This window comes from Chryseobacterium sp. KCF3-3, from assembly GCF_045865955.1.
Taxonomy (GTDB): Bacteria; Bacteroidota; Bacteroidia; order Flavobacteriales; family Weeksellaceae; genus Chryseobacterium.
Map to the genome: position 1 here is coordinate 1351595 of NZ_AP035792.1, position 20105 is coordinate 1371699.

At 36.0% G+C, this 20105-nt stretch carries 20 protein-coding genes; 8 read left to right on the top strand and 12 right to left on the bottom strand.

Annotation, left to right across the window (positions count from 1 at the left end; translation table 11 throughout):
• Positions 1 to 732 (bottom strand): 3-oxoacyl-ACP reductase FabG, encoded by a 732-nt coding sequence (gene fabG, locus ACKTTZ_RS06030; RefSeq protein WP_407847812.1) that lies wholly within the window; start codon positions 730 to 732, stop codon positions 1 to 3.
• An 82-nt stretch (positions 733 to 814) separates the two neighbouring features.
• Positions 815 to 2335, bottom strand: coding sequence for a histidine ammonia-lyase (gene hutH, locus ACKTTZ_RS06035; protein ID WP_407847814.1), 1521 nt, complete (start codon positions 2333 to 2335; stop codon positions 815 to 817).
• A gap of 98 nt (positions 2336 to 2433) precedes the next feature.
• Here hutH and ACKTTZ_RS06040 point away from each other — a divergent pair, with 98 nt between their 5' ends.
• Positions 2434 to 3690, top strand: a complete 1257-nt coding sequence (locus ACKTTZ_RS06040; RefSeq protein WP_407847816.1) for an NAD(P)/FAD-dependent oxidoreductase — start codon at positions 2434 to 2436, stop codon at positions 3688 to 3690.
• A gap of 34 nt (positions 3691 to 3724) precedes the next feature.
• Here ACKTTZ_RS06040 and ACKTTZ_RS06045 read toward each other — a convergent pair whose 3' ends face one another.
• From ACKTTZ_RS06045 to ACKTTZ_RS06055, 3 genes are all read right to left on the bottom strand, one after another.
• Positions 3725 to 4330: a hypothetical protein gene (locus tag ACKTTZ_RS06045; RefSeq protein WP_051934217.1), complete on the bottom strand. Its 606-nt coding sequence runs from the start codon at positions 4328 to 4330 to the stop codon at positions 3725 to 3727.
• Between the two features lie 76 nt (positions 4331 to 4406).
• Positions 4407 to 5699, bottom strand: a complete 1293-nt coding sequence (locus tag ACKTTZ_RS06050; protein ID WP_407847819.1) for a phenylacetate--CoA ligase family protein — start codon at positions 5697 to 5699, stop codon at positions 4407 to 4409.
• A 75-nt stretch (positions 5700 to 5774) separates the two neighbouring features.
• Positions 5775 to 7463: a M23 family metallopeptidase gene (locus ACKTTZ_RS06055; protein ID WP_407847821.1), complete on the bottom strand. Its 1689-nt coding sequence runs from the start codon at positions 7461 to 7463 to the stop codon at positions 5775 to 5777.
• Positions 7464 to 7940: 477 nt separating this feature from the next.
• Here ACKTTZ_RS06055 and ileS point away from each other — a divergent pair, with 477 nt between their 5' ends.
• The 7 genes from ileS to trpS all read left to right on the top strand — a co-directional run bounded on the left by ileS (position 7941) and on the right by trpS (position 14820).
• Positions 7941 to 11336: an isoleucine--tRNA ligase gene (ileS, locus tag ACKTTZ_RS06060; protein ID WP_407847823.1), complete on the top strand. Its 3396-nt coding sequence runs from the start codon at positions 7941 to 7943 to the stop codon at positions 11334 to 11336.
• A gap of 58 nt (positions 11337 to 11394) precedes the next feature.
• The gene (locus ACKTTZ_RS06065) at positions 11395 to 11775 is read left to right on the top strand and encodes a TraR/DksA C4-type zinc finger protein (RefSeq protein WP_002983772.1); all 381 of its coding nucleotides are present in this window, start codon (positions 11395 to 11397) and stop codon (positions 11773 to 11775) included.
• Between the two features lie 78 nt (positions 11776 to 11853).
• Positions 11854 to 12099 carry a DUF6576 domain-containing protein gene (locus tag ACKTTZ_RS06070; protein WP_034692492.1) on the top strand — a complete coding sequence of 82 codons (246 nt, stop codon included), beginning with the start codon at positions 11854 to 11856 and terminating at the stop codon, positions 12097 to 12099.
• A gap of 16 nt (positions 12100 to 12115) precedes the next feature.
• Entirely contained in the window at positions 12116 to 12310 is a 195-nt protein-coding gene (locus ACKTTZ_RS06075; protein WP_034692495.1) for a DUF2683 family protein, read from the top strand.
• Positions 12310 to 12951 carry a lipoprotein signal peptidase gene (locus ACKTTZ_RS06080; RefSeq protein ID WP_034692496.1) on the top strand — a complete coding sequence of 214 codons (642 nt, stop codon included), beginning with the start codon at positions 12310 to 12312 and terminating at the stop codon, positions 12949 to 12951. Before ACKTTZ_RS06075 ends, ACKTTZ_RS06080 begins: the two co-directional genes overlap by 1 nt.
• A gap of 15 nt (positions 12952 to 12966) precedes the next feature.
• Positions 12967 to 13611 (top strand): vancomycin high temperature exclusion protein, encoded by a 645-nt coding sequence (locus ACKTTZ_RS06085; RefSeq protein ID WP_407847826.1) that lies wholly within the window; start codon positions 12967 to 12969, stop codon positions 13609 to 13611.
• 240 nt (positions 13612 to 13851) lie between these two features.
• The gene (gene trpS / locus ACKTTZ_RS06090) at positions 13852 to 14820 is read left to right on the top strand and encodes a tryptophan--tRNA ligase (protein ID WP_407847828.1); all 969 of its coding nucleotides are present in this window, start codon (positions 13852 to 13854) and stop codon (positions 14818 to 14820) included.
• 62 nt (positions 14821 to 14882) lie between these two features.
• Here trpS and ACKTTZ_RS06095 read toward each other — a convergent pair whose 3' ends face one another.
• The 7 genes from ACKTTZ_RS06095 to ACKTTZ_RS06125 form a co-directional block, all read right to left on the bottom strand.
• Positions 14883 to 16169 carry a sensor histidine kinase gene (locus ACKTTZ_RS06095; RefSeq protein WP_407847830.1) on the bottom strand — a complete coding sequence of 429 codons (1287 nt, stop codon included), beginning with the start codon at positions 16167 to 16169 and terminating at the stop codon, positions 14883 to 14885.
• A complete protein-coding gene (locus ACKTTZ_RS06100; RefSeq protein ID WP_034692504.1) occupies positions 16169 to 16840 on the bottom strand; it encodes a response regulator transcription factor in 672 nt (223 codons plus the stop codon). Before ACKTTZ_RS06100 ends, ACKTTZ_RS06095 begins: the two co-directional genes overlap by 1 nt.
• Positions 16841 to 17002: 162 nt before the next feature.
• The gene (locus tag ACKTTZ_RS06105) at positions 17003 to 17209 is read right to left on the bottom strand and encodes a PepSY-like domain-containing protein (protein WP_034692505.1); all 207 of its coding nucleotides are present in this window, start codon (positions 17207 to 17209) and stop codon (positions 17003 to 17005) included.
• Positions 17210 to 17244: 35 nt separating this feature from the next.
• Positions 17245 to 17694 carry a PepSY-like domain-containing protein gene (locus ACKTTZ_RS06110; RefSeq protein WP_034692507.1) on the bottom strand — a complete coding sequence of 150 codons (450 nt, stop codon included), beginning with the start codon at positions 17692 to 17694 and terminating at the stop codon, positions 17245 to 17247.
• A gap of 207 nt (positions 17695 to 17901) precedes the next feature.
• The gene (locus ACKTTZ_RS06115) at positions 17902 to 18597 is read right to left on the bottom strand and encodes a YjjG family noncanonical pyrimidine nucleotidase (RefSeq protein ID WP_034692509.1); all 696 of its coding nucleotides are present in this window, start codon (positions 18595 to 18597) and stop codon (positions 17902 to 17904) included.
• 202 nt (positions 18598 to 18799) lie between these two features.
• The gene (locus tag ACKTTZ_RS06120) at positions 18800 to 19390 is read right to left on the bottom strand and encodes an RNA polymerase sigma factor (protein WP_034692511.1); all 591 of its coding nucleotides are present in this window, start codon (positions 19388 to 19390) and stop codon (positions 18800 to 18802) included.
• A 195-nt stretch (positions 19391 to 19585) separates the two neighbouring features.
• Positions 19586 to 20077, bottom strand: a complete 492-nt coding sequence (locus ACKTTZ_RS06125; RefSeq protein WP_407847834.1) for a hypothetical protein — start codon at positions 20075 to 20077, stop codon at positions 19586 to 19588.
• Between the last annotated feature and the right edge of the window lie 28 nt (positions 20078 to 20105).

Below are 20105 nucleotides of genomic sequence, written 5' to 3' on the forward strand. Positions count from 1 at the left end.
TTATGAATAAATTCCTCCGTTAATATTAATCACTTCTCCTGTAATGTAGGAAGATTTTTTAGATGCTAAAAATGCAACAAGATCTGCCACTTCTTCCGCTTCTCCAAATCTATTGGCTGGAATCATGGCTTTCAATTCTTCTTCATTGAACTCCTGGGTCATATCTGTTTTGATGAAACCAGGTGCTACGGCATTTACGGTAACATTTCTTTTGGCAACTTCCTGAGCAAGAGCTTTTGTAGCCCCTACCACAGCACCTTTTGCTGCAGAATAATTCGTTTGACCAGCTGTTCCTTTTACTCCCGATACAGAAACCATATTGATGATTCTTCCGTACTTATTACGAAGCAGCTTTTGAATGAAGAAGTTGGTTACATTGAAAAATCCATCCAAACTTGTATTGATCACACTGTTCCAGTCTTCTTTCTGCATCCACATAAAAAGACCATCTCTTGTGATTCCGGCGTTATTGACAATCACTTCTACCACGGCATCAGGATTTTTATCCTGCCATTCCGTCAAAACAGTCTTTGTCTCTTCTGTATTTCCTACATCAAATTTAAGGATTTCTCCGGTAGCGCCCAATTCTTCTACTTTGGCCAACGTCTCGTTTGCTGCCGTTTCGTTTGAAGCGTAGTTGATAAGGATGTGATAGTTTTTCTCTTCAGCCAGTTTTATACAGATTGCCCTCCCGATTCCTCTGGAGCCTCCTGTTACAATTGCACATTTCATGCGTTAGTGTTTATATCGTTTTTAGTTTTTTTAAGTTGAGAGAGTGTCTTTAACTGAATAGACAATCTATGACAGCTAATAGTTACATTCCTTTAAGATATTTCTTTACTTCCTCCAGATACGAATACATCACCATATCATCTGAGAAAGCAGGAATTATTTTTCTGATTTCGTCATACAGTTCTTTTGTAGATGATGAAACCTTATCCTGGAATCCAAGATATTCAACCGCCTGAATAATGGTAATAGCTTCAATGGCTAATACTTCAAAGGCATTTTCAATTACTTTTCTGCAAATTACGGCAGCGTTTGTTCCCATACTAACGATATCCTGATTATCATTATTGTTTGGAATACTGTGAACATACATAGAGTTTGACAACATCTGGCTTTCTGCTGTGGTAGAAGTTGCTGTAAACTGTACACCCTGCATTCCGAAATTGAAACCTAATTTACCTAAATTCACAAAAGGAGGCAAAATTTCGTTGATTTTAGCATTCAGAAGATAGTTTAGCTGTCTTTCTGCAAGCATGGTAAGTTTTGTTACCACAATTTTAAGCTTGTCCATTTCAAGAGAGATATAATCTCCATGGAAGTTTCCTCCGTGATATACATGCTGGTCTTCAACATTGATAATCGGGTTATCATTGGCAGAGTTGATCTCATTTTCAAGAACTTTCTCTGTATATTCCAACGTATCCAGTACAGGACCTAAAATCTGAGGAACACATCTTAATGAATAGTATTCCTGAACTTTTTCCTTGAATACTTTCTCCTGCTCTTCAAAGTGAGTATAAAGGTGATCTTCTCTTTTTCTGATCAGTTTGCTATCAGCAAGATGAGCACGCATTCTTTCTGCCACTTTCTGCTGACCGTAATGTTTCTTAGTTCCGTTCAACGCTTCAGATAAATGGTCATCATAAGCCTGTACAATTTCATTGATGGCACAAGAAAGTCTTAGAGAAATATCTGTAAGCTGATTCGCTTTATAGGCATTTACAATACCGATTCCTGACATCACGGAAGTTCCGTTCATCAAAGCAAGCCCTTCACGGATCTCTACTTTTATTGGTTCTAATCCTTCTGTTTCAAAAACCTCTTTGGTAAGTCTTCTTTCTCCATTATAAAATACTTCTCCTTCTCCAATTAATACCAAAGCCAGGTGAGCCAGTTGAACAAGATCACCACTTGCTCCTACTCCTCCATGTTCAAAAATCAGTGGAGTAATATCTCTGTTGATAAGCTCCTGAAGAAGATAAATAACAGACTGATGCACTCCTGAATTCCCTAATGATAAGGTATTCAGTCTTGCCAGCATACATGCTTTTACTTCTTCTGCAGGCAAAGGATTCCCGATTCCTGAAGAGTGGCTTCTGATCAGGTTATACTGAAGCTGGTGTGTATCTTCGTCACTGATTTTAAACTGAGCCATGGGCCCAAAACCGGTGTTCACACCATATATTACTTTATTTTTTGAAAATTCTTTTAAAAACTGAAAACTTTTATCCACTCTTGATAAAAGGGATTCATCCAGTTCTATTTTTTCATTCTCAATGATAATTTTTTGAAAGTCTTTCAGTTCTAAAAAGTTATTTATTTTCATCAATTAAAAGTAATAGTTGATAATTTTGTAAAATATTAATTATTTGTCACTAATTTTGCGGCAAAGATAAAAGTTATTATTAAAATAAAAAATCAAAGATGAGCAAAGAATCTGTTGACGTTCTTGTAATCGGAGCCGGACCCTCCGGATGCGTGTCTTCTTCGTACCTGAAGAACAATAACGTCAGCGTAAAAGTAGTCGAAAAGACAAAATTCCCCAGACTCGTAGTTGGAGAAAGCTTAATTCCAAGGGTAATGGACCACTTTGAGGAGGCCGGACTTTTCCCTGCATTAGACAAAATGGGCTTTGAAAAAAAGCTTGGAGCTCGTTTTCTTCGTGGTGACGAAGTCTGCATTTTTGATTTCAGCAACAAATTCGGGGAAGGCTGGGACTGGACCTGGCAGGTTCCGAGAGCTGATTTTGATAATACTCTTGCTCAGGAAGTAATGAATAAGGGAATTGATCTTGAATTTGAAACTGAGGTTATAGACATCAAATTTGACGGAACAGATTCTATAACTACGGTAAGAAACAAGGATGGAGAAACAAAAGAGATTCATGCTAAGTTTGTTATCGATTCCAGTGGCTACGGAAGAGTGCTGCCTCGTCTTCTTGATTTGGAGAAACCTTCAAAATTATCACCTCACTCTGCTATTTTCTCTCATGTAAACGATATCAACAGAGAACCGGGAGAGGAAGGAACTTTGATTTCTTTTGACATTATTGAAACAGAAGTATGGCTTTGGGTAATTCCTTTTTCCAACGGAAACACAAGTTTAGGAATTGTAGGCCCTACTGAATATATTGATAGACTATCTGAAAACGGAGATACAACAGAAGCTTTGAGAAAAGCCATTTCTCTTTCTGATTATTATGTAAAACGTTTTGGAAATGTAGATTTTCTTTTTGAACCTAAACATCTGAAAGATTATTCCTGTTCTGTAAAAAGTTTATTCGGAGACGGATTTGCTTTAACAGGAAATGCTTCAGAATTCCTTGATCCAGTCTTCTCTTCAGGAATGGCTTTTGCCACAGAATCCGGAATGCTGGCCGCCAAACTGGCGTTAAGACAATTAAACGGAGAAAAAATTGACTGGCAGAAAGAATACACAGATTATATTTTATACGGAGTAGATGTTTTCACAACGTATGTAAAAGAGTGGTATACCGGAAATCTTCAGGAATTATTCTTCCATCAACCGGAAAATCCGGACGTAAAGAAAAAGATCTGTGCTGTTTTAGCAGGCTATGTCTGGAATAAAGACAATCCTTTTGTGAGAAAGCACGATACAGTTATTAAAAACCTTGCGAACCTGATTAAGCTGGAAAAGCAGGAACAGCAAAATCAAGCATAAAAAAACGGTCTGAAAATTCAGACCGTTTTTTGTTTTATTTTAAAGATTTTTTAATTTCTCTTCCCAGATACCTTCCGGTAGATTCATAGGCTGCAGCTATTCTTCCGTACTCCATTACAAATTCTTCATTCTGCACAAATTTGTCAAACTTTTTAAGCTCTACTTCAGCTAAGACTGTAGAAGGATTATTGGTTTCTACCAGCTTTATTTTACCTGTTATCTCAGCAGTCATGGCAGTCAATCCGGCATGCCAGCCCGGGAAAATCCAGTTTGTTTCCACCAGCAGGGTATATTTTGCGGAAGGATCTTTTTTAAATGAAATATTTTTATACGTCTTATTAAGCCCTTTTGCAAAATAATCTGCATACTCAGTTTTATATTTTTCCCACTCTCCGATCCATTCATTCCATGCCGCTTGTCCTCTTTTAGGATTGTCAAGAACCTGTTTTTTTCTGTTTTCAAGGTATTGAGTTTCTGTAATATTTTCTTTCATAAACAGAACGTTCTCAAATTTAACCTCAACATTTAATTCGGTCTGATCTTTTAAGACATTCAGATTTCCTGCAACAATTTTCATTTTTTCCTGACCGAAAGCGATTGTCATTGTCACCATGAACACCAGCAATAATAATTTTCTCATATGCTATTAGTTTTTTTAAATTAAGAGCCCAAAGATATTATAAAAGGAAGTATTTATATGACTCTTTATTTTAATTTTATCTTAAGTCAATAAAAGTGATTGGCTTTCTGCTGTTTGGATTAAAAACGGTTTTAGAAAGAACATCAAAATCAATAATTTCAATTTTTGGGCTCACTCTTAATTTAGCACGGAAGTGATCTCTTACTTCATTGACAAACCCTTCATGATCTGCTTCTGTACTTAGTTTAATGATAATCTCATCAAGTCCGATTTCGTTAGCCTGAATAACAATCTGATAGCATAAGATATTGTTGAAATCATTCAAAATATCATTCATGGCAGGTGGATACAATGTCGTTCCTTTGTATTTGATCATCTGCTGCTTTCTTCCTACTACAGGCCCTAATCTCATCGTATTTCTTCCACATTGACATGGCTCACCATGCGCTTTTACAAGATCTCCGGTTTTAAATCTCAATAAAGGAATGGCTTCAACACCCAATGTTGTAATCGTAAGTTCACCACTTTCTCCTTCTTTTACAGGATTTCCTTCATCATCCAGGATTTCAGTAATAATCAATTCCGGATGGTGATGTCCTCCCATCTGATATTCACACTCTGTAAAAGCGGTACTCATTTCGGTAGACGCATAGGTAGAAAAAAGTTTGATATCCCATTTCTCTTTGATTTTCTGTGAAAGAATATTATCTGTAAAATCCTGATTTTTGATGCTTTCGCCAATACATACAGCCCCATACACACTGGAGTTTTTATAATCTAACCCGTGTTTTTCGGCGTAATCAATCATTTTCAGTAGAAAAGAAGGTACGGTAATCAAATATTTTGGTTTGTATCTGAAAATAGAATCCCACTGCAGTTCCGGAATTCCGGGTCCCATTCTTACCACGCTTGCTCCCATTTTTCTTAAACCAAGAAAATAAGCAAGCCCAGCCATAAATCTTTTATCTATGGTGGTAATCATCTGAACAACATCTCCTTTCTGAATTCCTGCACAGGCAAATGATATCGCTTCATTGTACGCAAGCCTTTCAAGATCACTGTCGGATAATCCGAAAGTCACCGGGTCTCCCAATGTTCCGGAAGTGGTACTGTAATCCACAATTTTATCTGGTGTTATACAGAAAAAATCATGGTTATACTGCTGAAGATCATTCTTTGTAGTGGTAGGAATCTTCTGAAGATCCTCCAACGTACGGATATCTGCAATATTGATATTATTATCTTTAAACAGTTTCTGGTAAAAAGGGGAATGAGCTTCAAGATAAGTCAAAAGCTCATGAAGTTTTTCTTCCTGAAATATTTTGATTTCCTGAATCCCTGCTTTCTCGATTAACGGATGAAATTCCAATGATTTTAATTTTTAAAAAGCAAATTTATCTAATTAAAATTAAAAGATTTAAAGATTCAAGTATTAAAAGATGAATTATCTCTTAAACGTAAAAGTTTGTGTATTGGTATTCCCTGCAGTATTGATGGTTGTTACTTTTAAAGTATGAGAACCGCTTCCTTTAGGACATTTTTCATCAAAAGTGTAGACAAAATTATCTTTTACACGGGCAAACCTCAACCATTTGCCATCCAGTTCGGCTCGGAATGAAATAATATCTCCCACTTTCGTTGTTCCTTTTAAGAGTAAAGAGCTGCTATTAACCAACGCTCCTTCTGCCCAGCCTGATGAAACGGATGGAAGATTATTGTCAATCAACAATTTTGCAGTACCCAATCTGTTGAATTTTCCTTCCGCCCAATCACCATTCCATTTTACCTTAACAACATTTTTGTCACTGCCATAGTCAAGAACAATAACGGCTTTGTCTTTTTCTGTATTGGTTAATTTTCTGTTGGGTTTTATTTTTAAAGTATATTCATCCTGAACTGGAATGTAAGGACTTTGTAAAACAATACTGTTTGAAACCGCATTCGGATCTGTATCCGGTTTTTCATAAGTATTGAAATTTACCGCATCATACATAGCATTTTTACTGAAGGTAATCTCCGTATTTTCTGTGGTAATGGTTTTCCCTTGATTAGCCATTATTGTTTTTGCCGTAGAAGGTATTTTGTCTGAGACTTTGCTTAACTGAAGTTTGGTTGTCAGACGGCTTGTATTTCCTTTGACGTCTTTCAGAACAATTTCAATAGTATGAACATTTTCATCCTGAAGCTTAATAATCCCATTTTCATTCGGAAGGCTGTAGTTCTGCAATTTCATTCCCGGTAAATCAGATAAGTGCTGAATTCCCATTTTATCTCTGATGAATTTGGTATAATCTATACAGCCGTTGAGGTAACGAGTATCATCATAGTGGATCTTATCAATTTTAAAACTGTAAATCAGCTTACCATCCATTAATAGTTCCGCATTATAAATACCTAGATTAAAACCCTGATTAGCTTTATCAACGGCTTTAACGGCAAAACTTATCTCAGGAGAGTTTACCTGAATGAGACCAGCAGTATAAATATTCCCAGCTTTTTTTACTGAAATGCTATTCGCTCCTGGTTCATAAGTACTGAAACGACGGTCATACCAATACAACCCGCTTATAATGGGTGCTATATTATCAGGAATGGCAAAGCCAAAAAGTAACGGATTTAAACATTCCTCTGTTTTGGTATCTCTTATTTCAAAATGGAGATGTGGGCCTGCAGATCCTCCTGTATTTCCACTCAAGGCAATCTGTTGTCCCTTTTCCACAGGAAACTGTCCGGGTTGAAAGGTAATATCCTGTTCCCACTTCTCATCTTTATACTGCCTTTCTTTTACATATCCATCAAGTGCATTAAAATATTTGTTCAGGTGAGCATATACCGTTGTATATCCATTGGGATGAGTGATGTAGATTGCATTTCCAAACCCGTAGCGCTCTACTTTTATCCTGCTCACATAGCCATCAGCAGCTGCAAGAACAGGAAGATTTTCCTGGCTATTGGTTCTCAGATCCAGCCCCATATGAAAGTGATTGGTTCTGACAGCTCCGAAATTGGCAGCCAGCTGCATGGGAATGTTGAGCGGATTTCTGAAATAATTTTGTGGATAATTATTTTGAGCTTGTACAATGCCTGTGTTGATAAAACAAACAAAAAGCATCAGGTAATAAAAGATTTTCATACAGCATTTGGGTTTATAGGTCTATTTAAATGTACAAAATTCCGGCCAATAAACGGTTGTTGAGATATTCATTTTTAGAATCACTTTTGTTTTCTTACCCATAGATTTCCTCCGCTGAGTGAAACGCCTTTGCGAGCAATTTTAACCCATTCATAAGATCTTTGTGAACTTTGCGTAATCATTAAGTTTTGGCTAAAGCCATTGGATATGTTTTTTATTATTTAATCGGGCTTCCTTCGACTATGCTCAAGATAATCGCCCACTCCTATTGAATAAATTGCATTAAATTTTATATAAAAAACACCCAGAAAAATTCACTTATAAACCACTTACCATTCCCTTTTTCTCACTTTCTTTATTTATATTTCTGAAATTGAACTTTTTAATAGAAGATATCAAAATAAAACATATATTATAAACCGACAAATTTTAGTAAATTTGCAGACTTAATTAATCAACGATATTGAGATATTTACAATGAGCCAATTTAAAGAATACAAAAACCTCAACCTTATTGACGTAGCAGACAATGTAGCGGAATTTTGGAAACAAAATAAAACTTTCAATAAGAGTGTTGAGATTCGTCAGGGAAATCCTGAGTTTGTTTTTTATGAAGGTCCGCCTTCAGCAAACGGTATGCCTGGAATTCACCACGTAATGGCAAGAGCATTGAAAGATATTTTCTGCCGTTACCAGACTCAAAACGGAAAGCAGGTTTTCCGTAAAGCAGGCTGGGATACGCATGGTCTTCCTGTGGAACTGGGTGTAGAAAAAGAGTTAGGAATCACGAAAGAAGATATTGGCAAAAAAATCTCTATTGAAGACTATAACAAAGCTTGCCGTGAAGCAGTAATGCGTTATACCGATGTATGGAATAACCTTACGGAGAAAATCGGATATTGGGTAGACCTTGATGATCCGTACATCACGTACAAGTCAAAATATATGGAAACTGTTTGGTGGTTATTGAAGCAGTTGTACAGCAAAGATTTGTTGTACAAAGGCTACACGATCCAGCCTTACTCTCCAAAAGCAGGGACAGGACTTTCTTCTCACGAGCTGAATCAGCCCGGGACATACCGTGATGTTTCAGACACAACGGTTGTGGCTCAGTTTAAAGTGAAGAAAAACTCTTCAACATTGTTTAATGATGTTGATGGAGATGTACATATCCTTGCATGGACGACGACTCCATGGACGCTTCCATCCAATACTGCTCTTACCGTTGGTAGAGATATTGAATATGTTGTAGTTAAAACCTTCAATCAATATACATTTGAACCTGTAACAGTAGTTTTATCAAGTGTTCTTTTACCTAAGGTTTTCGGTAAAAAATATGCAGAAGGTTCAGATGAAGATTTTGCCAACTATACTCCGGAAACGAAAGTAATTCCTTTCAGAATACTAAAAGAATTTACTGGAGAAAAACTTGTTGATACAAGATATGAGCAATTAGTTCCTTGGTTTACGCCAAATGACAATCCTGAGAATGCATTCAGAGTAATCTTAGGAGATTTCGTAACGACTGAGGACGGTACAGGTATCGTTCACACGGCTCCTACTTTTGGTGCTGATGATGCGAGAGTAGCTAAAATGGCTCAACCAGAAATTCCACCGATGTTGGTAAAAGATGAAAATGACAATCTTGTACCATTGGTAGATTTACAAGGGAAATTCATCAAAGGAGACAATGTGCCTGAGGTATTCTCCGGAACTTATATCAAAAATGAGTACTACGATGAAGGAACTGCTCCTGAGAAATCATGGGATGTAGAACTTGCCATCTTATTGAAAACGGAAAACAAGGCCTTCAAAGTAGAAAAATATGTCCACTCCTATCCACATTGCTGGAGAACAGATAAGCCGGTATTGTACTATCCGCTTGATTCATGGTTTGTGAAAATGACTGCTGTAAAAGACAGACTGGTTAATTTGAACAAAGACATCAACTGGAAGCCAAAAGCTACCGGAGAAGGACGTTTTGCCAACTGGTTGGAAAATGTAAACGACTGGAATCTTTCCCGTTCAAGATATTGGGGTATTCCGTTGCCAATCTGGAGAACAGATGATTTGAAAGAAGAAAAGATCATAGGTTCTGTAGAGGAATTATACAACGAAATCGAAAAATCAATTGCAGCCGGACTGATGACTGAAAACCCGTTCAAAGGTTTCATCATTGGAAATATGTCTGAGTCTAACTATGAACTTGTGGATCTTCACAAAAATGTAGTAGACAAAGTGGTATTGGTTTCAGATTCCGGAAAAGCAATGAAGCGTGAAAGTGATTTGATCGATGTTTGGTTCGATTCAGGTTCTATGCCTTATGCGCAACTGCATTATCCTTTTGAAAACAAAGAATTAATAGACAACAATAAAGCATTCCCTGCTGATTTCATCGCAGAAGGTGTTGACCAGACCCGTGGATGGTTCTATACACTTCACGCAATCGGAACCGCGGTATTTGATTCAGTTGCTTATAAAAATGTAATGAGTAACGGTCTTGTTCTGGATAAGAACGGACAAAAAATGTCAAAACGTTTAGGAAATGCTGTAGATCCGTTTGAAACACTTGCAGTGTACGGTCCGGATGCAACGCGTTGGTATATGATCTCGAATGCAAACCCATGGGAAAACCTGAAGTTTGACATTGAAGGAATTGACGAGGTAAGAAGAAAATTCTTCGGAACACTTTACAATACCTATTCATTCTTTGCTTTATATGCGAATGTGGATGGCTTCAACTATTCAGAAAAAGAAGTGGAAAACCGTCCGGAAATCGACAGATGGATCCTTTCTGAACTGAATCTTCTGATCAAGGAAGTGAAAGCTTTCTATGAAGACTATGAGCCAACAAGAGTTGCAAGAGCGATCAGTAATTTCGTGAATGATAACTTAAGTAACTGGTATGTAAGATTGTGCAGAAGACGTTTCTGGAAAGGAGATTATTCTGATGACAAGATCTCTGCTTACCAGACTTTATACACATGTCTTGAAGTAGTTGCCAAGCTATCTGCTCCAATTGCTCCGTTCTTTATGGATCAGTTATATCAGGACCTGAATAAAGTAACAGGTAAAGAAAACTGCGAATCTGTACACCTTACAGGCTTCCCGGTAGCTGATGAAAGCTTAATTGATCAGGACCTGGTTGAAAAAACGCATTTAGCACAGAACATTACAAGTATGGTTTTCTCTCTGAGAAAGAAAGAAAATGTAAAAGTTCGTCAGCCGTTACAAAAAGTATTGGTTCCTGTATTGGATTCTAAAGCAGAAGAGCAGATTCTTGCTGTAGCAGATCTGATCAAGCAGGAAGTAAATGTGAAAGAATTACAGTTAATTAATGCTGAAGAAGCATCTCACTTAATTGTAAAACAGATAAAACCTAACTTCAAAGCTCTTGGTCCTAAATTAGGAAAAGACATGAAAGTGGTAGGTGCAGAGATTGCAAATCTTACTACAGAACAGATTGCCGGTCTTGAAAAAGAAGGAAGAATAGACGTTCAAGGATACGAGATCACTCTTGATGATGTGGAAATCTCTACAAAAGATATCCCTGGATGGACGGTTACTTCTGATGGAAAAACAACTGTGGCATTAGATTTGACGTTAACCGATGAGCTAAAATCTGAAGGTATCGCAAGAGAATTCATCAACAGAATTCAAAACCTGCGAAAAGATAAAGACTTTGATCTGACAGACAGAATTTCAATCACATTAGAAGAAAGTTCTCCTTTCTTGAATGAGATTAAGAAAAATGAGGAATATATTTCTTCCGAAGTCTTGTCAAATAAAATAGAAATTGTATCTTCACTTTCAAATTTTAACGAAATCGAAATAGATGAGGTTAATTTTAAGATAAATGTTGAAAAAAATTAACATGTAGTTATTATATTTCAAATTCCATTTCATAATTTTATTAAAAAAGAGAAAGAATATGTCAGACGAAAGAGTTAGATACAGCGATGCTGATTTACAGGAATTTAAAGCGATCATTAAAGAAAAAATAGAAAAAGCAGAAAAGGATCTTCAGCTTATCAGAGAAAGTTTCATCAATGACCAGAATAATGGTACTGATGATACGTCTCCTACTTTCAAAGCTTTTGAAGAAGGAGCAGAAACGTTAAGCAAAGAACAGAATTCTATTTTGGCAGGAAGACAGGAAAAATTCGTGCGTGACCTTAAAAATGCTTTGATCAGAATCGAAAATAAAACGTATGGTGTTTGCAGAGTAACAGGAAAACTGATTCCTAAGGAAAGACTTTTAGCTGTTCCTCACGCTACGCTGAGCATCGAAGCGAAAAACATGCAAAAATAACCGTAAGGTTTGAAAAATAATATTGGGTTTATATCGTATTCACGGATACTTTATAAACCTAATTTTTAATGTATACCCATGAGCGAATTATTAATTTTGGGATTGATTGTCACACTAGTGCTGCTGTTTTTCAACAGAGAATGGATCAAAAACAGATTCTTTCCTGAACCGCAGAAGAACTATACCATTGATGATCAATTCAATTCTGATAAACGGGAGCGGGAGAAAGAAATCGACAGACTTTTGAGTAAGATGGGCAAAAATGGAGTCAATGATCTGTCTGAGAAAGACAGGAAAAGACTTGATGAGCTGTCCAAAATGTAAAAAACAAATATAAGAAATGGAATCTATCATAGTACATCCTAAAAATTCTATGGAGCTGAGTGCACTGAAAAGTGTCCTGAAGGAAATGAATATTAAATTTGAAAAGGCTCATGTTAAGAGCTCTTTCAATGGACAGAAAGTGGTCAAGAAAGCAAGCGATAACAAAAATGTAAAGCCGGCTTCAAAGCCCTCAAAACCTAAAGGACAGTAATGAAAAAGATCTTAGCGATAACACTTTTAGTGTTGTTCATTGACCAGGCTTCAAAAATTTATATCAAAACTCATTTTGAACTGAATGAGAGTATTCCTGTCATCAATGGCTTTTTTAATAAAACTTTTGTTGAAAATCCGGGAATGGCGTATGGATTTCACTTCGGAGGAATCATTGGAAAATATTTTCTGGTTATCCTAAGAGTTTTCCTGATTGGAGGGATGATCTACATGTTCAAAAAATGGTTAAAAGAAGGAGCTTCTAATTATCTTTTAGTTCCAATGGCGATCATTTTTGCAGGTGCAATCGGAAATCTTATTGACGGAATGTTCTATGGAATGATCTTCGACAGCGGAACTGTTTATGACGCCAGCACAGACCGATGGATTGGCTATGGCGGAATTTCTAAGCTTGTTCCTTTCGGACACGGATATTCTACATTTATGAAAGGATGTGTAGTGGATATGCTTCATTTTCCTGTAGTAGACTGGTACGTTCCTGAAAGCTGGCCTTTGATAGGAGGAAAACATATTGAGTTCTTCAAATATATTTTCAACGTTGCAGATTCTGCCATTACAGTAGGAGCAGCATTCTTATTAATATTCAGAAAAAAAGCTTTCCCGAACGGTCTGGAGTTTTAAAAGATATATTTTCGGATGAAAAAAATAATCAAAAATATTTTTAAATTTTTCCTGCTTCTTCTCGTTGCAGGAATTATTTTTATTGCCTGGGCGAATTACAGCATTCAAAAAGACAGCGAACCATTCGTTTCCTATAATACTGCTGATGTACCGCAAACAAAAACCGCATTATTACTGGGAACCGGAAAACTTCTGAGCAACGGAACCCCAAATGCTTATTTCTATAACAGAATTAAGGCCGCAAGTGATTTATACAAAAGTGGAAAAATACAATACATCATCGTTAGTGGTGATAACAGTACCAAGGATTATAACGAACCTGAAGATATGCAGCTTGCACTGATGCAGGAGGGAATTCCGCAGGATAAAATCATTATGGATCACGCCGGATTCAGGACACTGGATTCTGTGGTAAGAGCAAAAGATATTTTCAGTCAGACAAAACTGGTTATTATTTCTCAGAAGTTTCACAATGAAAGAGCTGTTTTTCTGGCCAGAAAAAATGGAATGGAAGCCTTTGGATATAATGCAGCGGATGTGAATAAATATGCAGGGTTAAAAACCAATTTGAGAGAATATTTTGCGAAAGCCAAAGCATATTGGGATCTTCTTTTTGGGGTGGAACCGAAATTTGGAGGAGAGAAGATTGTGATTCCTTAATATTTTTCCCACGGGTTGCACGGATTTTCACGGATGATTGTGTAGAAGGATATTAAGATTTTACCGATTGATAGGTTTTGGCTGAAGCCAATGGGTGAATGTTCAATTTTAAGCTGGCTGGGCTGAAGCCCACCCCTATTGAATTTTAATGACAACATCTTTTATCTTTTATCTTTCGTTATTCCCGGCAAACCTCGTAAATTTGCTATTCATTAATTTTTAAATATAAATTTTAAACAAATGTCAAGAATTCTTACCGGCATACAAGCCACCGGAACGCCCCATCTTGGAAACTTATTGGGAGCTATTATTCCTGCTATCGAACTATCCAAGCAGGAAGGAAATGAATCATTTTTATTTATTGCGAATCTTCACACGCTTACACAGATTAAGGATGCGCAGACTTTAAGACAAAATACCTACGAGATTGCTGCGGCTTGGCTTGCTTGTGGATTAGATACTGAAAAAACATATTTCTACAGACAAAGTGATATCGCTGAAACCTGTGAACTTTCTTGGCATTTATCATGTTTTTTCCCTTATCAAAGATTAACATTGGCCCATTCATTTAAGGATAAAGCAGACAGACTACAGGATGTGAATGCTGGTTTGTTTACTTACCCTATTCTGATGGCTGCAGATATTTTATTGTATGATGCGGAAATTGTACCTGTAGGAAAAGACCAGCTTCAGCACCTGGAATTTGCAAGAGATGTCGCTTCAAGGTTCAATAACCAGATGGGTGAAATTCTTGTTCTTCCACAATCTGAACTTCAGGAAGATACTAAATATGTTCCTGGAACAGACGGTCAGAAAATGTCTAAATCAAGAGGAAATATCATCAATATTTTCTTACCTGAAAAGGAATTGAAAAAACAGGTGATGAGCATTGAATCAGATTCGAAATCTTTAGAAGAACCTAAGGATCCTGAAACGGATAAAACATTCCAGATTTATCAGCTTATTGCTACATCTGAACAGACTGAAGAATTAAGAGCAAAATATCTTGCCGGAAACTTCGGATACGGACATGCTAAGAAAGAACTTTTAGATCTTATCCTGGTACGTTTTGAGAAAGAAAGAGAAACGTTCGCTTATTATATGAACAATCTTGATGAACTTGAAGCAAAACTTCAGCAAGGAGCTGAGAAAACCAGACCTATTGCACTGGAAACGCTGAAAAGAGTAAGAACAAGCTTAGGATTTTAATTCTGAGTTTTAAACATAAGAAAGCCTTTCGTTTGAAAGGCTTTTTCTTTTGATATAAATTATTATCGAGCATTATTCTTGGTCAGGATAAAGTAATGCATCTGATCTCCATATTCGTAATTAATATCCCAGCCCGGATATTGTTTGATAATAGTCTTAATGATAGACAATCCCAGTCCGGTGGACGTATGATCTGAACCTTGTTTGTAAAAGCGGTTAAAGATCCTTGACTGATCTAAAGACACAGGGTTTCCACTGTTTTGAAATGCTATTCTGTTATTTTCAATGATAATGTTTAGAGTTCCTTCTTCGTTGTTATATTTTACTGCATTTTTAAGAAGGTTAGACAAAAGAATATCGGCAAGATCCTGATTGAAATCTGCGACAAATTTTCCTTTCTCAATGATACTGACTTCTACTTTTTTAAAGGCAATAAAGTCTTCATAATTCTGAACTAATTGAGCGATCATTGCATTAAAATCAACATCTGAAGTTTTATTAAACTGGCTGTTTTCAATCTTGGAAAGCATTAATAAAGATTTGTTTAAACCTACCATTCTTCTCAGGTCATTCTTCACTTCCGTAAGAAAAGTCAGATTCTTTTTGTCAAGATCATCATTCTGGATCATCAGATCAATTTTATTAATCACGATAGCCAAAGGAGTTTGAAGCTCATGGGAAGCATTTTCAATAAACTGTTTCTGCTGATAGAAAACCAATTCATTACGTTCAATCATTTCATTGATTTCCACATTTAATTCTTCAAACTCAGTGATCTTATAGTTCTGTTTTTCCTGAGAAAAAGGAATTCCAAACTGATATTTTTTTAGTTTATCCAAAATCAGATAGAACGGCCTCATGGCTTTATTCAGCAGATATCCATTGACAGCTACGATACTTACCACCAAAAGGATATAAAGCACAATTAAGGCTGTCGTAAGGTCGTATATCAATTCATCCTCTTCTACCGTAGATGTTCTGATGACAAGCCGCTGATGACCTTTGAACTGATCAATAAAGTCGGCCTCAAGAACTCTGTAAGGCTGGTCTTTGTCATCATACTCCATATAGTACATCTTGTTGTACAGCCTGCTTTTATTTTGATAATCTCCAGCTTTGATCGGATTGATTTTAAATTCATTGAATCCAAATTCATTGTTCTTCAAAAGCTGAGGATTAAGATAAACCGCTTTAATGATCTGTATCTTTCTGTCCCTCAATCCATCATCCACATTATCATGTACTTCATCCAGGATATAGGCATAAAAAAGACCGGCCCACACTGCTATAATCAGCAGCAGGATCATGATCAGATATTTTATCGTGTAATATTTTAATGAAGTCTTCATCAGATGAATTTATATCCTATTCCGTATACAGCCTGAAAATCAGCTTCTGCATTGAGAGTTTTCAGTTTTTTTCGAAGGTTTTTAATCTGGGAATAAATAAAATCCAGACTGTCTGCCTGATCGATATAATCTCCCCAGATTGCTTCGGCTAATGTTGTTTTCTGTAAGGTTTTCTCCGGATGAATTACAAAATAATACAAAAGGTCATATTCTTTTCGGTTAAGAATAAGCTCTTCATCCCCTACTTTTACCGTTCTGTTCTCCGGATCAATGCTGATATTTTTGTATCGGATGATATTTTCACCATCCTGATTTTTTCTTCTGATCACAGACTTGATTCTGGCCATCAATTCTGCAAGGTGGAAAGGTTTTGCTAGATAATCATCTGCTCCTATTTCCAGTCCGGCCACCTTATCGTCCACAGAGTCTTTGGCAGAAAGAATGATCACAGGATCTTTCTTGTGCATTTTTTTGATCTCTTTCAGAAGATCTATTCCGTTTCCGTCAGGCAGCATAATATCGAGCAAAATGCAGTCGTATTCGTAAGAAATAATTTTCTCCAGCCCACCACTGTAATTTTCCGCATATTCAACAATGAAATGCTCTGCTTCCAGAAACTTCTGTACGGTATCTTTCAGTTCGGGTTCATCTTCTACTATTAAAATCTTCATATTTCTGGATCTGTATATTCTGCTACTTCATTAATGTATATCAAATATATGAAATTAAAAGCTGGAAGATTGAAGAGGGAAGCTGGAAGTTATTCAGACTCCATCAATCTATGCAGTTTCATTTAACTTTCTTCTTCCGGCCTCCAACTTCCAGTCTTACCATTAATTCGATTTGACATATCGGCCGTCTGCATCAAAAACGAGACTGATACCATTCATTAGATTGATTTTATAGGCATTATATTTTTTCTCAATAGAATCAATCACGCTACCGGGATGGTGCTTTGTCATAAAAGACACAATACTTTTTCTAATCATCGCAGAAGAAACCTTTCTTCCGTTGCTGTTTATTAAATTCCAGTTGACCATAGTATTAATATTTAGTGTTTGTATTCGGTTACGTGCTAATCATCAATTCTTTTAAAATTCCCGTTTCTGTCGAATTCAAGCTCCAATCCATTGGAAAGTTCTGCTTTATAAGACCATCTTTTCTTTTCAATCTTAATAATGTAAGTGTTAGGGAAATTTTTCGTGCTGTAATTCCTGATTGAAGCAGGAATAAAACCATATGGGATTTTCTGATGTTTTCCATCTACTTCTTTCCAGTTTCCATTGCTATCGAACTCCATTCTCATTCCATTAGTCAGATATACTTTGTACTCATCTACACCATAGATTTCTCTGTCTTCTATTGCTGAATTTACTGGTATTCCTTTAAAATGAGCCGCAAGAAAGTTTTTAGCTGTTTTCGGTAACTGATTAGCATTGATTGCTCTGTCCTGTGCAGAAACAAAGCCTCCGATCAATAAAAATAAGACCATTAATACTCCTGTGATTTTCTTTACATTTTTCATACTATTACATTTTTCTGTTATTATTATGGAGCAAAGTTCCTAATCAATTTGGGAAAGAATTGGGAAAAATGATTTTGGTGGAGAATATTTAATTTAACCAAAGATTGACACAGATGATCACAAATGTTTGTTCTGAAGTGTATTGAAAACAGAAAAGCCACTAAGGTGTTCTTAGTGGCTTTTTATCAGATTCTATGATCTTATACTCTATAAATATTCTTTAATCTGCTGAAGATGGGTAATGGCTTTTAAACCTTCCTTCTGTTTGTCTTCTTTATAAACATCGAAGAAGATTGCATCCATTCCGAAATCCGTAGCTCCCATAGCATCTGCAATCCAGTCATCGCCAATCAGGATACTTTCTTCTTTTCTGGCTTCAGAAAGTCCTAATGAATATTCAAAAATTCTTGGATTGGGCTTTCTTACTCCTACTGCATCTGCACTGGTAATTGTTTTAAAATAAGGTGCAATTCCGGACAGGGTACACTTCCTTTCTGTGACCTCCTGAAAACCATTGGAGATAATGTGTAGTGTATAATTCTTAGCTTTCAGATATTCCAAAACATCTTCAGCGCCTTCTACCAGTTCATTATGGCTCACAATATTATCAAGGAAGTTTTCTTCAAAATAAAGGGCAAGCTCTTTATTATCTACTCCAAAATGTTTAAATGAATCATAAAAACGGTGTTCTCTCAAGTACTCTTTGCCAATAATTCCGTCTCTGATCTTTTCCCACAATTCTTCGTTGATATCGTGATATACAGAGTGAAACTCTTCAAAGTCAATAGAGTACTTCGAAGTAATTTCCTGTTTTTCAAAAAGATCTTTGATGGTAAGATAAGCATTTCTGCGGTGATCCCAGAGTGTATTATCCAGGTCAAAAAAAACATGCTGCATTTTCATACAGCACAAAGTTAATAATTTTAATTTTTTGTAATAGGATAATTTTTGCTCTTGCTCTTCACAATCTCAAGGCTTTTGGAAAAATTCAGCAAAAAATCAATTGTTTGTTTCTTAGGTTTCAAAGTTTTCACTTTTAAGGAGTCATTTTTTTTCATAAGCGAAGTATGTTTTCCTTAAAACGTAAAATTTCACAAAATATTATTTATCTGGTTAATATTATATTGTTTTCATCCATGATTTTTCTCAGGTTGATGAGTGCATATCTTACTCTTCCTAAAGTAGTATTAATGCTCATCTCTGTATGATCTGCAATTTCTTTGAAACTCAAACCATCAAAAAATCTCAGCTTGATTACCTCCTGCTGGTTTTGTGGTAAAAACTGTAACATCCTTAATAAATCCTCCTGGATCTGATTGGTCACTAGCTGATCCTCAATATTTTCCGAAGGCTCTCTGATCAAATCAAAGATAGAATATTCATCTGTTTCAAAAGTAGTTTCTGAAACTTTGATATTCTTGGCTTTTGACCTGAAATGATCGATGATTAAATTGTGGGAAATTCTTTTCGCCCAAAGAATAAATTTGCCTTCTTCGTTATAGCGTCCTTCTTTCAGCATTACAATAATCTTCATGAATGTATCCTGAAAGATATCGTTGGCTAAATCTTCATCATTAATTTTGTAAAAAATGAATGTAAAAAGTTCTCTCTGATGACGGTGAATGAGGGTTGATAATGCGCTCTCATCACCTTTCTGGTAAAGGGAAATTAGTAAACTATCCGATTTTGATTTCATAACTCTTCTCAATATAAATATTTGCAGACAGGCATTCTACCAGATATTTCTTCTGGCCTTTGCTGTATAAACAAAACAGTTCTAGAGTAGAGTATCTTCTATAGGCGGTAGTACAATTATTATGATGTAAATATAATAATTTTTTAATAACTGTTAACCTATTATTAAATTTTATAGAGAAAAATTTAAAAAAAATCATTTAAACATGTCATGAATAAAGACTGTGGGGATATTTAATGTTAAATTAACATTCAGTCCTTTCATCTCTTTACCGTTCAATCGGGTATCTCCGATAGGAAAAGCATAGCCTCCTGTAAGATCGAGCATTCCAAATAAGGTAACTCCTATCTTAGGGGCAATGTATTTATTGGTACCTTCTACTCCTGCTAAAAAGTAATACGAGTGATAGAAGTCTACATTTTTTTCAAAATTAAGAAGTACATCAGCCTGTAGTTTCGGCATAATAGCAAATTTAGAATCCACAGATCCCATCATTGCAGATCCTCCCAATCTGTAAATAACATCATCATTTTTAAGGAAAAGCAATTTACCTCCTACTTCACCAAAACTTTGATTCTGGTAAGTATACCCTACACTGATCATTTTATGCATGGTATATTGAGCTTTTACTAATGTACTTAGCAAAAACAGGGACAGGACAGCAACTACAGTTCGAAAATTCATCATCTTTCTATATTATTAAGGTGTAAAATTA

Bases quoted from the DNA above. Each gene is read 5' to 3' on its own strand.
- ACKTTZ_RS06125 (WP_407847834.1), bottom strand. From the start codon at position 20,077: ATGATGAATTTTCGAACTGTAGTTGCTGTCCTGTCCCTGTTTTTGCTA.
- ACKTTZ_RS06095 (WP_407847830.1), bottom strand. From the start codon at position 16,169: ATGAAGACTTCATTAAAATATTACACGATAAAATATCTGATCATGATC.
- ACKTTZ_RS06070 (WP_034692492.1), top strand. From the start codon at position 11,854: ATGAGCGAATTATTAATTTTGGGATTGATTGTCACACTAGTGCTGCTG.
- fabG (WP_407847812.1), bottom strand. From the start codon at position 732: ATGAAATGTGCAATTGTAACAGGAGGCTCCAGAGGAATCGGGAGGGCA.
- ACKTTZ_RS06045 (WP_051934217.1), bottom strand. From the start codon at position 4,330: ATGAGAAAATTATTATTGCTGGTGTTCATGGTGACAATGACAATCGCT.
- ACKTTZ_RS06110 (WP_034692507.1), bottom strand. From the start codon at position 17,694: ATGAAAAATGTAAAGAAAATCACAGGAGTATTAATGGTCTTATTTTTA.
- ACKTTZ_RS06115 (WP_034692509.1), bottom strand. From the start codon at position 18,597: ATGAAAATGCAGCATGTTTTTTTTGACCTGGATAATACACTCTGGGAT.
- ACKTTZ_RS06100 (WP_034692504.1), bottom strand. From the start codon at position 16,840: ATGAAGATTTTAATAGTAGAAGATGAACCCGAACTGAAAGATACCGTA.
- ACKTTZ_RS06105 (WP_034692505.1), bottom strand. From the start codon at position 17,209: ATGGTCAACTGGAATTTAATAAACAGCAACGGAAGAAAGGTTTCTTCT.
- trpS (WP_407847828.1), top strand. From the start codon at position 13,852: ATGTCAAGAATTCTTACCGGCATACAAGCCACCGGAACGCCCCATCTT.
- ACKTTZ_RS06065 (WP_002983772.1), top strand. From the start codon at position 11,395: ATGTCAGACGAAAGAGTTAGATACAGCGATGCTGATTTACAGGAATTT.
- ACKTTZ_RS06055 (WP_407847821.1), bottom strand. From the start codon at position 7,463: ATGAAAATCTTTTATTACCTGATGCTTTTTGTTTGTTTTATCAACACA.
- ACKTTZ_RS06040 (WP_407847816.1), top strand. From the start codon at position 2,434: ATGAGCAAAGAATCTGTTGACGTTCTTGTAATCGGAGCCGGACCCTCC.
- ileS (WP_407847823.1), top strand. From the start codon at position 7,941: ATGAGCCAATTTAAAGAATACAAAAACCTCAACCTTATTGACGTAGCA.
- ACKTTZ_RS06120 (WP_034692511.1), bottom strand. From the start codon at position 19,390: ATGAAATCAAAATCGGATAGTTTACTAATTTCCCTTTACCAGAAAGGT.
- ACKTTZ_RS06075 (WP_034692495.1), top strand. From the start codon at position 12,116: ATGGAATCTATCATAGTACATCCTAAAAATTCTATGGAGCTGAGTGCA.
- hutH (WP_407847814.1), bottom strand. From the start codon at position 2,335: ATGAAAATAAATAACTTTTTAGAACTGAAAGACTTTCAAAAAATTATC.
- ACKTTZ_RS06085 (WP_407847826.1), top strand. From the start codon at position 12,967: ATGAAAAAAATAATCAAAAATATTTTTAAATTTTTCCTGCTTCTTCTC.
- ACKTTZ_RS06080 (WP_034692496.1), top strand. From the start codon at position 12,310: ATGAAAAAGATCTTAGCGATAACACTTTTAGTGTTGTTCATTGACCAG.